This is a genomic window from Mesorhizobium sp. WSM4814, assembly GCF_055811595.1.
Window position 1 is genome coordinate 1 of sequence record NZ_JBVVQT010000026.1, and the last position, 13,558, is coordinate 13,558.

9 protein-coding genes and 1 pseudogene are annotated in these 13,558 nt (G+C 62.1%); 6 read left to right on the forward strand and 4 right to left on the reverse strand.

The features are described from left to right. Positions 1 to 395: pseudogene (locus tag AC0L2V_RS27575) on the reverse strand (hypothetical protein); the annotation flags it as partial. A 221-nt stretch (positions 396 to 616) separates the two neighbouring features. Between AC0L2V_RS27575 and AC0L2V_RS27580 the strand changes: the two are divergent. Beyond that, positions 617 to 1,144 (forward strand): transglutaminase-like cysteine peptidase, encoded by a 528-nt coding sequence (locus AC0L2V_RS27580; RefSeq protein ID WP_236389063.1) that lies wholly within the window; start codon positions 617 to 619, stop codon positions 1,142 to 1,144. A gap of 197 nt (positions 1,145 to 1,341) precedes the next feature. Here the strand turns inward: AC0L2V_RS27580 and AC0L2V_RS27585 are convergent, their stop codons facing one another. Continuing rightward, positions 1,342 to 1,824 (reverse strand): hypothetical protein, encoded by a 483-nt coding sequence (locus tag AC0L2V_RS27585; RefSeq protein WP_027156248.1) that lies wholly within the window; start codon positions 1,822 to 1,824, stop codon positions 1,342 to 1,344. Between the two features lie 8 nt (positions 1,825 to 1,832). Next, positions 1,833 to 2,543, reverse strand: a complete 711-nt coding sequence (locus tag AC0L2V_RS27590) for a helix-turn-helix transcriptional regulator (protein ID WP_236377182.1) — start codon at positions 2,541 to 2,543, stop codon at positions 1,833 to 1,835. A gap of 659 nt (positions 2,544 to 3,202) precedes the next feature. Between AC0L2V_RS27590 and AC0L2V_RS27595 the strand changes: the two genes are divergently transcribed. Next, complete coding sequence (locus AC0L2V_RS27595; protein WP_236388778.1) at positions 3,203 to 5,281, forward strand: hypothetical protein; 2,079 nt, start codon at positions 3,203 to 3,205, stop codon at positions 5,279 to 5,281. 147 nt (positions 5,282 to 5,428) lie between these two features. Then, entirely contained in the window at positions 5,429 to 7,432 is a 2,004-nt protein-coding gene (locus AC0L2V_RS27600; RefSeq protein WP_236388776.1) for a type I secretion protein, read from the forward strand. Between the two features lie 585 nt (positions 7,433 to 8,017). Here the strand turns inward: AC0L2V_RS27600 and AC0L2V_RS27605 are convergent. Beyond that, the gene (locus AC0L2V_RS27605; protein ID WP_473521764.1) at positions 8,018 to 8,413 is read right to left on the reverse strand and encodes a hypothetical protein; all 396 of its coding nucleotides are present in this window, start codon (positions 8,411 to 8,413) and stop codon (positions 8,018 to 8,020) included. Between AC0L2V_RS27605 and AC0L2V_RS27610 the strand changes: the two genes are divergently transcribed. The 3 genes from AC0L2V_RS27610 to AC0L2V_RS27620 are packed head-to-tail and all read left to right on the forward strand — an operon-like array spanning position 8,346 to position 13,544. Next, complete coding sequence (locus AC0L2V_RS27610; RefSeq protein ID WP_413468486.1) at positions 8,346 to 10,481, forward strand: type I secretion system permease/ATPase; 2,136 nt, start codon at positions 8,346 to 8,348, stop codon at positions 10,479 to 10,481. The genes AC0L2V_RS27605 and AC0L2V_RS27610 overlap by 68 nt on opposite strands. 14 nt (positions 10,482 to 10,495) lie before the next feature. Continuing rightward, positions 10,496 to 11,833 (forward strand): HlyD family type I secretion periplasmic adaptor subunit, encoded by a 1,338-nt coding sequence (locus tag AC0L2V_RS27615; protein WP_473521733.1) that lies wholly within the window; start codon positions 10,496 to 10,498, stop codon positions 11,831 to 11,833. Positions 11,834 to 11,855: 22 nt separating this feature from the next. Further along, the gene (locus AC0L2V_RS27620; RefSeq protein WP_473521734.1) at positions 11,856 to 13,544 is read left to right on the forward strand and encodes a GNAT family N-acetyltransferase; all 1,689 of its coding nucleotides are present in this window, start codon (positions 11,856 to 11,858) and stop codon (positions 13,542 to 13,544) included. Positions 13,545 to 13,558: the final 14 nt, after the last annotated feature.

Sequence of the window (13,558 nt, forward strand, 5' to 3'; positions counted from 1 at the left end):
CCGCCATTGCCGCCGTCGCCGTCGCCGTCGCCGTCGCCGTCGCCGTCGCCGTCGCCGTCGCCGTCGCCGTCGCCGTCGCCGTCACCATCGCCGCCATTGCCGCCGCCATTGCCGCCGTCACCATCGCCGCCCTCGTTCAAGGCGGCGGTGATAAGGGCCGTGGTAACCGGCGGGCACATGTCGATTTGCGCGGCGGAAAGAATGCTGGTGCGGTTGGCTGCAATACAGCAAAGCGCGAAATTGGCTTCAGTGAGAGGTTGGCACTGTGCAGCCGCAAGCCGAGGACGTTGACTCTGCTGTGCGGTTGCCGGTGTGATCATTGCCACCGTGAAGGCAGCGGATGAAAGGAGCAGTATTCTTAGAATCGTGCTTGAGACGTCAGGGTACAGGTGCATTTTCTTCCTCCTTGAGGGAAAAAAAGGCGCTCCCGTCCCCTTTGGTTGCGCGAAGGATCAATATTACCGACCATCGGTAACACTTTGTTAAGTATGGCAAACAATTTGTTCCTGCGCAATCGCGATTCTCAGGATTGATTTACCAACCCCCATAAGGATTATGGCGACCCACCAAAAGGGGACACTCAGTGATTCGTTCAGCGACGCTTCTCGCGGCGGCCATTTTGTTGGCCGGCTGCAGCAATCAAACAACCGGAACAGCAACGAAGATGGCCACGCAAGGCTACGCCTTTGCACCGGCCGCCTTCTACAAATTCTGCGCCAGCGATCCGGCGCTGTGCAGCACCCGCGGCAAGGTCAAAGCGGTCGAACTCACGCCGAGGCTGGAAGCGGAACTTGCGAGCGTGAACAAGTCGGTCAATCGCCGCATCAAGGAGAGAGGCGACAGAGACTCCGCAGGACGAGCCGACGTCTGGGGCTTGCCGACCGGCGAAGGCGATTGCGAGGATTTCGCCATCCTCAAGAAAGCCGAGCTGTTGAAACGCGGGTGGCCCGCATCCGCCATGTTGCTGACCGTTGCGACGCTTGGCGGCGCAGGTCATACGGTCCTGACGGTGCGGACGAACCAGGGCGATCTGGTGCTGGATAACAGGACGGGCGCGATCAGGAACTGGTCACGGACCTCGTACCGTTATTTTGCTCGGCAGTCCCAGTCCGAAAACGGCAAGTGGACGCGGATAAGAACCTGACACCCGTGCCTTGATCGCCCCGCGCCGATTTCGACGCGGCGCTAACCGGATCTATCTTTCATCTGGTGTCCTCAGCCCGACCGTTGGCCGCGACGTCACTGGCTCTGCGCGATAATGCGTCCAGGCGGACGTCACGGCGGCCCGGACCCGATCGCCGCCTACGTCAACTTCGATGCGCGCGGCACAGGACAAGCAATTCAATGCGGGAAGGAATTGCTTTCGACGACCCGCCAAATATCCTTGTTGATTGCGCTGATCGCCTGGATGGAGGCGCTGATCCGCTTCATCTCGGAATCGTCGAGCTCCTCGATCTTCCCATATTTGATTGCATCCTTGCTGTCGAAGATGCGCATTAGTTGCGTGCTCGCATGCGTTCCCGTTTCGTCGAACGAATAGATGCAGTGGCTGTATTTGTTGCGCAGCTTTCCCTGCCGGGTAAGCTGGCTGGCGATCTCCAGGACCTGGCGTCGGCATTCAACCGGTGTTCCCGCCATCTTCGCCAACCGCTCGACCAGTTCGATCCGTGCACGCGTGGTGTTCAGCGTCAGGAAAATGACGATCGCAGTCTCCTTGTCTACTTTCGCCAGACCGGCAATCAGGTAAATCAGCAAGCTTTCTGTGTTGGTCCATGTGTAGTTCAATTGACCAACAAGCAGCAAAATCTCCTGGAAGCGTGGCATCGACCTGCTCACGTGAGAGTTGAGATCACCGGGCGATCCGCACCGGGAACCATTCCAGCGGCCGCAACCCGTCTGGCATGAAAAAGGGCTGCGGCTTCAGTCCTGTTGTGGGCGCCCAGCTTGTTGATGATGTTGTGCATGTGAATTTTGACGGTGTGTTCGGAAAGGCGAAGTGCGGCCGCTATGGTTTTGTTCTGCAGTCCCTGCGACGCCATCTCCAGGATCTGACTCTCCCGACATGTCAGCTGGCCTGACTCCTCGAGTGCGGCTTGCCGTTTGATGGCGGGCTTCGCTTCCTTCGCGTCGCTATGTGGGATGCCGTTGTTCAGGTACGGCTGGAACATGGCCAAGGGGAAATATTCGCCTCCGCGCAGCATGAGCCTGATTACGGAAAGCCACACATCCAGCTTCAGGTTCATGGGAAGCACGCCGCGCACCACTCGCGACGCAAAGACCTCATCGGGGGAAAGCGGCCTCCTGCCGTCGTCCTGCATCACAGCGGTCATGGCTGCCGGGTGGAAGCGGGCCAGCTGGGCGGAACAGGAATCGATCTCGCTCAGAAACACCGCATCGATCAGAATGAGGGAAACCGAGGGATCGAACGCAGCCCAGGTGGCGGACAGGTCGCGAACGCGCTCAGCCCCGATCCACGGGAATTCCCTTTCGACGGCATGCACCAGGCTATCGGAGATCGTGTCGTCAGGGGCGATGAACAGCAAGGTTCGTCGGGCCCAGGATTCTCTATCGGCTGTATCAGCTCGACCTCGTCCGCTCGCCTCCACCCCATCCACCCCACTCATGGCCCACCCCGTTACTAGCACTCACTAAAGGCCGGGAACCCCTACCCGGACGACACACGTTAACGACTTCCTAACTCAAAAATAGGCGAAAAAATATAGTCCTGACGAGCTAGGCAATTGCTAGGGCAACCCGTGCTGGCAGCGGCGCGGCGCGCAACTGTCCGCGATTCACGATTGCTGCCGACCTAGTCACCGTCCAGGATTTAACCCTTCATGGCGAGCAGCTCGTCCCAAACGGGCTAGCTCCAACTATCAGCTTACATTTTACCGCTGACGGTCACAGACTTCCAATGTTCCGAATTGGGAGCTTGGGGAACATCCAGAGAGTCACGAGAGCAGCGAGCGACCGCACCGTTGGGCGGCGCAGGCGGAAACTCGTGCGCAACCTGGCTGCCTCGCTCCCCCGTCAAAGGGAGGTGACGCCGTACAAACAGACGATGACCGGATCTCCGGCCTTAGTCCCCTAGGCGCAGGCGATCCAAACCAACCACATGAAAACTTAACGGCCGCGAGCAGCCCAAGACCACGTCAGAATGAATGTGGTTCGGTTGTCGCGGCCCCTAACCGAGGGAACGACAATGACTTCTCGCACCAACAATAACACCGGTTGGCAGTTCATCGGCGACGTCGCCGATGCCGATGCCGATGCAAAATCCGACGCTGACTCCAAGAGCGACGCCAGCGCCGACGCCAAGAGCGACGCCAGCGCCGACGCCAAATCCGATGCCGACTCAAAATCCGACGCTGACGCCAAGAGCGACGCTGACTCCACCGGTGTCGGCGTCGGCGTAGGCGTAGGTATCGGAGCCGGCATCGGCATTGGCGACGCTGACGCTACGGCCAATTCGACCAGCAACAACAACAACAACAATAGCAATTCGAGCAGCAACAACAACAGCAACAATAGCAACAACAACAACAACAACTCCAACTCCAACACCAACCACACCGACGTTAAAGCCAGTGTTAGCGCCCACGCGTCGTCGGACGGAAAGTCGGACGACGATTTCGCTGACCTCGACCACGTGGCTGTCGGCCTCGGCGGCGTCATGATGTTCAGCCGCGACGGCGACATCAGCTTCGATCCGGGCGACGACGTCAGCTTCTCGGATGTCCTGAACGGCGCGTTTGCCGGAGCTGGCAATGGCCACAGCGCCACCATCATCAACCAGACCGGCGACATGAAGGACAACGACTATCTCGGCAGCGCGACGGTCAAGAATGATGGCTACTTCGGCAACAAGGGCGACGCCAAGGGTGGCTACGCCAAGTCCGAGGAAGGCATTGATGCCGGCGGCGACGGCGGCCATGCTGGCGATTCGGTCGCTTTTGGTGGCTTCGGCGCCAAGGGCGGCGATGCCGATAGCGGCGACGCCAAGGCTGGCGACGCCAAGGGCGGCGGTGTGGCCGTGAGCGTGCCGATTGTCGTCGGCTCCGCTGACGCCAAGTCCGACGGCGGCAACGCCAATGGCGGCGACGCCGTGCCGATCGCGGTTAGCGGCGACGCCAAGGGCGGCGACGCGAACGGCGTGGCAGTCGGTGCAGGCCTCGGCGGTGACGGCAAGGGCGGCTACGGCGACAGCGGCGAAGCCGATGGCGGCGACAGCGGCGACGCCAAGGGCGGCGACGGCGGCGACGGCGTCGGGCTCGGTCTGGGCCTCGGCCTGGGCGTCGGCGTCGGCGGCGACTCCAAGGCCGACGGCGGCAATTCCGACGCCAAGGGCGGCGACGCTGGCGCGCTTGGCTTTGCCGACGCCAAGGCTGGCGACGGCGGCAACGGCGGCAATGGCGGCAACGGCGGCAACTCGACCGCGGTGCCGGTTGCCCTGGCGCTGATGGACGATGCCGAAGCTGGCAGCGACAGCGATGCCTGGTTCTCCAAGGATGACAACGTCGCCGTAGCTATCCCGATCGCCGCGAATGGCGACACCGATGCCGGCAACACCGGCGGCGGCGGCGGCGGTGGCGGCGGCGGCGGCGGCGGCGGCGCGAATGCCGGCAACTTCGCCGATGTCGATGGCGGTGCTGCAACCTCGACTGGCGGCGCGGCAGACTCGACCGGCGGCGCTGGCTCAGGCTCCGGCTCCGGCACTGGTTCTGGCTCTGGTGTCGGCGGCGCCGGCGGCAGTGGGACCAGCGGCGCGGGTGGGGCTGGCACGAGCGGCGACGCAACCGGCGGAGCCGGCAGCGGCGGCGCCGGCAGCGGCCTGGCGAGCAACGTCAACACCGGTGGCGCAGCTGCCAGCGGTGCGGCCACGAACGGCGACGCGACTGGCGGTGACGCGACCGGCGGCGCTTCGACGGCGACCGGTGGAACGGGCGCGGTTGCTCTCAGCGGCGCTTGGGCTGACGGTGCGGACGGTGGCTATGCCTGGAGCGGCGACGCCACGGGCGGCGCTGGCGGCAACGGCGGCGCAGCGACTGCGACCGGCGGCGCGGCTGGCGCTGGCGGCGACGGCGGCAGCTGGGGGTCGAATATCGGCCACGACCAGCACATTGAAGCCATCAGCCAGGCCAACGCCAATGGCACCATCGACATGAACGGCTTCAACCAGCAGATCGTCATGGGCGCCAACCTGCAAGGCCACTCGGTCGACATGACCGTAGTGGGCGGCAACCTCACCAGCTCGCTGGTTGGCGAAGACGACGCCACATAACTGGCATGGCAGGTCTCGCAACGGCGGGACCTGCAAAAAAGGGACTGCGCGGGGGAAAACCCCGCGCAGTCTTTCGAACCAGAGAAGAGAAGCGCGACCCGGCAAGGGCGCGGATGATCTCGAAAACCGGAGGAAACTTCCGTGTATATGGACAAGATCACCGAGGCGATCAGCCACTTTGTGGGACTCTTTGAAATCACGCTGGAGCAAACCCGTCTCAGGAAAGCCTATGACGAATTCAAGGCGGCCCAGGCGGTCGAGGAAGAAACGCCGGAGCTTGCCAGTCAGACGGTCAACGTCGACGCAGGATACACTCTGAAGGATTTCGTTCCCTCCATCGAGTATTCGCCAGTTCCACCAAAACTTGTCCTGTCGACACCCTGGTCGGATTTCCAATTCGTTCCTCCAGACATCCCCGCGATCCCGCAGCCGGACGTCGCCTATCCAGGTTTCCTGCTTCCCCACGAAGCGTACCCGATGGGGAGTGCGCCCTCACGCCTGATCCTGCCCCATATCGAGCCCCCTGGCTCGGTGGCGGTCCTTATCAATCAGGAGGTTCGGCTCTCCGACAACGACTATACAGGCGCTGGCGGACATGGCCTGAAATTCTCTCCCGCAGCAGCGGACCATGCTGCCGAAATGGCAACCTTGCTGGGCGCGGCGGCGGATCTGTCGCCGATCGACGATCTGGAAATGCCGGGTTCGTCCGAGGAGATAGTGGCTGTCATCAAGACAGCCGGCGAACGGCTCAACGGCTATCCGGAGGAAACGGATGGCGAAGCCGATGTTTTCGTCGTCAAGGCCGACGTCATCGAAGGCACTTACGTCAATGGGCAATCCGTGGACGAAGCGCCCAAGCTCGACGATCACCTCCCGGAGAAGCACCGTCGAGCCGACGAGGAGGACGAGGACGAGGAAGAAGAGGCCGAGCAACCCTCCTACACGCCTGGGTCCGGAAGCATCGACATCGATGTTTCGGTCGAACTGGAAGCCGGCGGCAATCTCCTCGTCAACAGCGTGGCGATGGCCAACAACTGGCTGCAGTCGCCGGTTTGCGCAGTGATGGGCGACCATGTCGAGCTCAACGCGATCATTCAGATCAATGTCTCGTGCGACAGCGACCTCGTCAGTTCCTCCATCAACGGTTGGGGCCTGAACGCCACCGATCCGACCCAAGGCTTCAATATCGCGATGTTCAAGCGCATCGATCCGTCGGCGGAAGCTGCGGCGTCGCAGGCCAAGCAGGGTGACTTTCCCAAGCACTGGGTTGTCACCGAGGTCGAAGGCGACCTGCTCATCATGAACTGGATCCAGCAATACACCTTCATGATGGACAATGACGTTTCCGTCCTGTCGTCATCGGGAGTCAAGACGCTGGTGACGGCCGGCGCCAACACGGCGGCTAACGACATTTCGCTGGACGAACTGGGCTTCAACTACGACCTGATCGTCGTCGGCGGAAACATTTATGACGCCAACATCATCCATCAGTTGAACGTGCTCCTGGACAACGACCTGATCGGCGCGGTCGATGGTTTCCAGACAACCGGCCAAGGCGCGGCCTCCACCAGCGACAATCTGCTTTGGAACCAGGCCAACATCGTCAATTACGGCGCCGGCGATCGCTTCGAGGCGATGTCTGAAGCTTATCGCAAGGCGTGTGAAAGCCTGCAGAACGGCAAAGCTGACCTTTCCGACATACTGGGCGACGGCGCATTCGCGGGCATCGGGGCGATTCGCGTGCTCTACATCTCCGGCGACATCCTCAATCTGCAATACATCAAACAGACCACCATTCTTGGCGACAGCGATCAGGTGGCCCTGGCCATGAATGCGCTGGCGCATCCGGAGGCGGACTGGACAATTTCGACGGGAACGAATTCGCTGGTCAATTATGCCTACATCGCCGACGTGGATTCCACCGGCAAGACCTATGTCGGCGGCGGCATCTATTCGGACGAGATCCTCATCCAGGCGGAGCTGATTTCCACCGGCCCCGATCTTGGCGGCCAGAATCCCGACGTGCTGGTGAATGAGGCGGTCGCTTTCCTCGATGACGACATGCTGGCGCCGGAAGCCTCTCAAAACGTGGCGTATCCCTCGCTCGTGCCTGAGACCTATTCCGATCCGATGCAAAGCGTTCTCGCGTGATTTTCGAACCGGGGTGGCAGCAATGACCGAAGATCGCGATCAAACCGGGCGCGCTTTCGCCCAGGAACCAGAATGGGATCGGCCGGATGACGGCGGCGACGCAGTCGGGCGAAGCGCCGCCGAGCCGATCGCACAGACTTGGTTTCGTCACAGCAGGGCGGTCGATCGTTCGGTGGAAAAACTGGACGATGTCGTTGCCGAATTGTGGCGCATAGTGGACGCCCGGCCGGCCGAAACGCCGACATCGCTTCGCGACGCGACGCCAGCCAAGGTCACCGAACAAGCCAAGGTCACCGAACAAGCGCGCCCTTCAACCGCGCCTTTACCTGGTGATAGAAGCGCTCCGCAACGCGAGGTGCAGCCACCCTCCCCGCAAGCAAAAGCGCCTTCGGCTCCGCCGCCGGCCACGCCCGCTGCTCCAGTCGCAGACAGCATAAGAGGCCTCGACCCCATCCGGCCACCGAGCCCTCGGATCTCCGAGCCGGCTCAGCGTGCCGTAGCACCAAAGGAAGAGCCGGCGCGCAAGCCCGAGCCGGAAATGCTGGAACGCAAGACGCCGAACGCACCGAAGGACGCACTTGGCAATCAGGACCAGCCGAGCGCGCGAGTAGGCGAGCCGCCCACGCAGGAGATCCGGCCACCGAGCCCTCGGATTTCCGAACCGGCCCAGCGCGCCGTATCACCAAAGGAAGAGCCGGCGCGCAGGCCCGAGCCGGAAATATTGGAACGCAAGACGCCGAACGCACCGAAGGACGCGCCCGGCAAGCAGGACCAGCCGAGCGCGCGAGGAGGCGAGCCGCCCACGCAGGAGATGCGGCCACCGAGCCCTCGGATTTCCGAGCCGGCCCAGCGCGACGTATCACCAAAGGAAGAGCCGGCGCGCAAGCCCGAGCCGGAAATGCTGGAACGGAAGATGCCGAACGCGCCGAAGGACGCGCCCGGCAAGCAGGACCAGCCGAGCGCGCGAGTAGGGCCGCCCACGCAGGAGATCCGGCCACCGGGGCCTCGGATCTCCGAGCCGGCCCAGCGCGCCTTACCGCCAAAGGAAGAACCGGCGCGCAAGCCGGAGCCGGAAATATTGGAACGCAAGACGCCCAACGCACCGAAGGACGCGCCCGGCAAGCAGCACGAGCCGAGCGCGCGAGTAGAGCCGCCCACGCAGGAGATGAAGAACAAGCCGGTTCTGCCCGGCGTGACAATCGAGGGCGACCGCGGTCCCTTGCTTGCCCGGGAAGTGCCTGGCGGCGGCGGCCCGACCGGAACCGGCAAGGGGGGCGGCGGTGGCGGCGGCAATGGCGGCGGCGGCGGCGCATTCCACAAGCGTCTCGGCCCGGTCGATCTCTCGGCAAGCCTCACGGCCGGCCTTCGCGCGGTCAAGAAGAACCTCATCGCAGTGATGATCTTCACGATCGCGACCAACGTGCTGGTGCTGGCGATACCTGTCTACCTCTTCCAGATTTCGGATCGCGTGCTGACGAGCCGCTCGGTCGACACCCTGGTGATGCTGACGATCGTGATCGTCGGCGCAGTCATCCTGCAGTCGGTTTTTGACGCCATCCGGCGCTTTATCCTCATGCGCACAGCGGTCGAGGTCGCCGCCCAACTGGGCGGACCAATCCTCAGCGCAGCCGCCAGGGCTTCACTGCACAGCAATGGGCGCGAATATCAGACGCTGGGGGATCTTCAGCAGCTGCGCACGTTTCTGGTGTCCGCCACGTTGCTGTCTCTTCTCGATGCGCCGATGGCCCCGTTGTTCATGCTGGCCATATTCCTGATCCACCCCGACCTCGGCTTCATCGTCGTGGCGACGGCGCTGCTGCTGCTGGCCATCACGCTCGCCAACCAGCGCGCAACCGCCAAGCCGTTCGGCGAGGCCAACACAAGCCAAACCAAAGCCAACCTCCACGTCGATTCGATGTCGCGCAACTCGCAGATCATCAACGCGCTCGCGATGATCCCGGAAGCCGTGTGGATCTGGGGCAAGGATACCGGCAACTCGCTCAGATGGCAGGTCATAGCTCAGGACCGAAACATAGCCTTTGCTTCTCTTTCCAAGGGCGTCCGGCTGCTGACCCAGGTCATAATGCTCGGCTGGGGCGCCTATCTGGCCATCGAAGGCTCGGTCACGGGCGGCATGGTCATCGCCGCGTCAATCATTGCCGGTCGCGCACTTGGCCCGATCGAGGGTGCGATTGAAGGGTGGAACCAGGTTGTGCAGTCACGCGCCGCCTTTGGCCGCATCAGTGCGCTGCTGAAGGAATCCCCGCTGAACTTCGAACGCCTGAAGCTGCCGCGTCCGGAAGGGCGCCTCGATGTCGAGCGGCTGCTGTTCGTGCCGCAAGGAACCAAACGTGTCGTGCTCAATGGCATCGGCTTTGGGCTGGAGGCCGGAGACTCGCTGGCGATCATCGGCAATTCGGGCGCCGGTAAAACGACCTTGGGCAAAATGCTCGTCGGCTCGATCCTTCCAACTTCGGGAAGCGTGCGGCTCGACCTGATGGACCTGCGGAACTGGGATCAGCGGCAATTTGGTGAAAGCATCGGCTACCTTCCCCAGGACGTGCAGCTTTTCCCGGGGTCGATCAAGGCGAACATCGCCAGAATGCGCGAAGACGTCGACGATGGCGCAATTTACGAAGCCGCCAAGCTGGCCGACGTGCACGAACTGATCGCCTCGCTCCCGCATGGCTACGAGACCTTTGTCGCCGCCGATGGCGCGCCGCTTTCTGGCGGGCAGAAGCAGCGGATCGCTTTGGCGCGCGCCTTTTTCGGCAGCCCGAAACTGGTGGTCCTCGACGAGCCGAATTCGAACCTCGACACCGCTGGCGAGTTGGCTTTGTCGCGCGCTCTACAGCAAGCCAAAGAGCAAAAGATCACGATGGTGACGATCACGCAGCGGCCTGCTTTGCTGCAGACCGTGGATAAGATCCTGGTGCTCGTCAACGGCACCGTGGCTCTTTTCGGGTTGCGTCAGGACGTGCTCCAGGCTTTGGCGGCGCGCGGCATGAGCCTCGATGGCGGCCATTTTGCCAATATTCAGGTCAAATGAGAGAGAGAGCGGCCGTGAAGGAAATAGCCAAGATCGAAGACGCCCAATGGTATGGCGCCGTTCCGCGTTCCATTTGGAAGCAGACGACCGCCGGATTGCTGCTGATGGCCGTCACCTTCGGCGGATTTGGCACCTGGGCATTCACGGCACCGCTCGCAGCCGCGATCGTCGCGCAAGGAAGCTTCGTGGCCACTGGGCAGAACAAGATCATCCAGCACCTCGAAGGGGGTATCATCAAGCAGCTTCTGGTTAGCGAAGGCGACCATGTCGTAACCAATCAGCCTTTGGTGCTGCTCGACGAAACGGCCGCGCGGGCAAAGGAACGGCAGTTGTTCTTCCGCCAGGCGCGCCTTGAAGCGATTGTGGCGCGCTTGACCGCCGAGGTGCACGGGGCGGAGACGATTACGTTCCCGGCCACAATAACCGAAAATCGCGACGACCCGGAAATTGCTTCGATCGTGCATAGCCAGCGTCTCAACTTCGAGGGCTCGCGCACCAAAATGAGCAGCGAGATCCGATTGCTCGACCAGAACATCGGCGCCCTGAAATTCCGGGCGGGCGGTTATGAGCAGTTGCTGAAAGCGGTCACGATACAGCTCGGTCTGCTACGCGAGGAGTATACCGGCAAGAAGACCCTGCTCGACCAAGGATTGATCCGCGCGACCGAGATCAAGGCGATTCAGCGCGCCATAGCAGATGCCGATGGGCAGATGGGGCGGCTCTCAGCCGAGATATCCGAGACCGGCGCCCAGGTCATCAAGCACGAACAGGAGATGCGGCAGACAGAAAACGCCTACCGCCAGGCGGCGCTCGACGAGCTCGAGGGCGTTGAAACCGAACTGGACAGCATCCGCGAACAGTCCCGCGAGGCGCAAAACGTGCTGCGCCGAGCGACGATCAATGCGCCGGTTTCGGGCACTGTCGTGCGGCTGTTCTACCACACGTCCGGCGGCGTCATCGAGAGCGGCAAGAGCATCATGGAGATCTTGCCGGCGAATGTGCCGCTTATCATAGAAGCGCAGGTGCCTCGCACCGAGATCGACAATGTCAAGGTCGGACAAAAGGCGACGGTACGGCTGGTCGCGCTCAACGCGCGCACGACGCCGGTTCTGAACGGCGAAGTCTACTACGTCTCGGCCGACTCGCTCCCCGACGCCTCCGGCCCGACCGCAAAGGAGGTTTATCTGGCGCGCGTCAACCTCCCAGTCAGCGAACTGGCTCGAGTGCCTGGATTTGTTCCGACGCCAGGCATGCCCGCTGAAATTCTCATCCAGACGGCGGAGCGGACCTTTTTCAGCTACCTGTCCAAGCCGATCAAGGACAGCATGGCTAGGGCATTTAATGAGCGCTGACCGTAGAGGCGGGGGTGTAAGTATGCAGATCGACGTCTTGACACGCCCGGAAGAACTGAACGGGCTTCGCGACAACTGGGACGACCTCTACGCCAGGGATCCCGACGCGCATTTCTTCGTCTCGTGGGACTTTCTTTCCCACTATCTTCGACGCTTCGACGGTGAATGGTTCATTTTGGCGGCACGCAAGGGGCCGCCGGGCTCTCCCTATGTCGCGCTTCTGCCGCTCCGGCTGCGCACCAGCATGAGGAAAAAAACCGGCGAAATCTACCATGAAGTGTATATGGGGGGAAACCTTGCAGCCGATTATACCGGCATCCTCTGCGCGCCGGAATACGCCTACCGGGCAATCGCGGTTTTCGCGAAGCATCTGAAGACGATGCATTGGGCCAGCCTGCATCTGGAAAACCTGCGGATGTCGGAACGCAGGATAGGCTGGCTGATGGAGCAGCTTTCCGACAATCGGCTGACGATGCGCAGGATGAGGCGCGTCAACCAGGTTGACAATGTTGACAACTGCATATGCCCGGCGATCGACCTCCCGTCCTCATGGGAAGATTATCTTCTGCACAATCTCAGCGCTAACACCCGCCAAAAGATGCGGAGATTTCTCCGGAAGCTGGAGAACTCTGACGAGTTTCGCATAACGCATGCCGACGCCTCTACCATCGAGCGCGATATCGACATCCTGCTCGAGTTCTGGCGCATCAAGTGGACGCCGCGAAAGGGGAATCTCGTTCCCGGCCTGGTCAAGAGCAACCGACGGCTGTTCAGGCAAGCTTTCGAACAGGGCACGCTGTTTGTGCCTGTGCTTTGGCACGGCGACCGGCCCTTGAGCGCTCTCGCGATCTTCCTCGATCCGGTCAAGAAGAGCATGCTGTTCCACATGGTCGGGCGCGACGAGACGGCCGACATGCTGCCGTCGGGACTGGTCCTGCACGGTTATTGCATCCGCCGCGCGATCGAGAACGGTTTCCGGACATATGATTTCCTGCGCGGCAACGAACCTTACAAATATTCCTTCGGTACCCACGACACCGTCCTCAACTGCACATTGATACGAACCAAAACCGGCCGGAACCTTGGCGACCGGCTGGACAGGCGATCCTTGGTCGGCGCGTTGCAGCAGGCGGCCGGCCTCCACAAGAAGGGTTGGATCATCCAGGCCGAAAACATCTATCGCCAGATCCTGAACACCGAGCCGACGCATGATCAGGCTCTGTACGGACTCGGTCACGTTCTGGGCACCAAGGGCGATCACCGTCAGGCTGCCGAATGCTTCGGCGCGCTTGCAGCCATGTCGCCGCAATCTGTAAACGCCTGGCTTTGCCTGGGCATTGCGCAGCAGTCGCTAAACGACCACTCCGCAGCCATCGAGTCGTTTAGGCGAGCAACGGACCTCAACCCAGACCTCATTCTGGCGCGTTATGCCTTGGGCCGCAGCCTTCTCGCCCTGCAGCGGACGGATGAGGCGGCCCAGGCTTTCACTCTGGTCCTTGAGAATGGATCGCCCGCCCCCGCGGAAACCGCCCTGCGCGCCAAGGCCCGGCGACAATTGCAGCAGCTGAGGACAGCCAAGCCGCTCTACATTCTAAAGAAACCTGAGCGCGAGAAGCCCGTCATCCAGCCGTCGCTGCCGCTGGGGCTGACCACTCTGCTCACGGTTGCGCGGCCGGCAACCGTAAGCCGCTCCACCTCTTCTGTCACTTGACGTGGGCTTCGTTG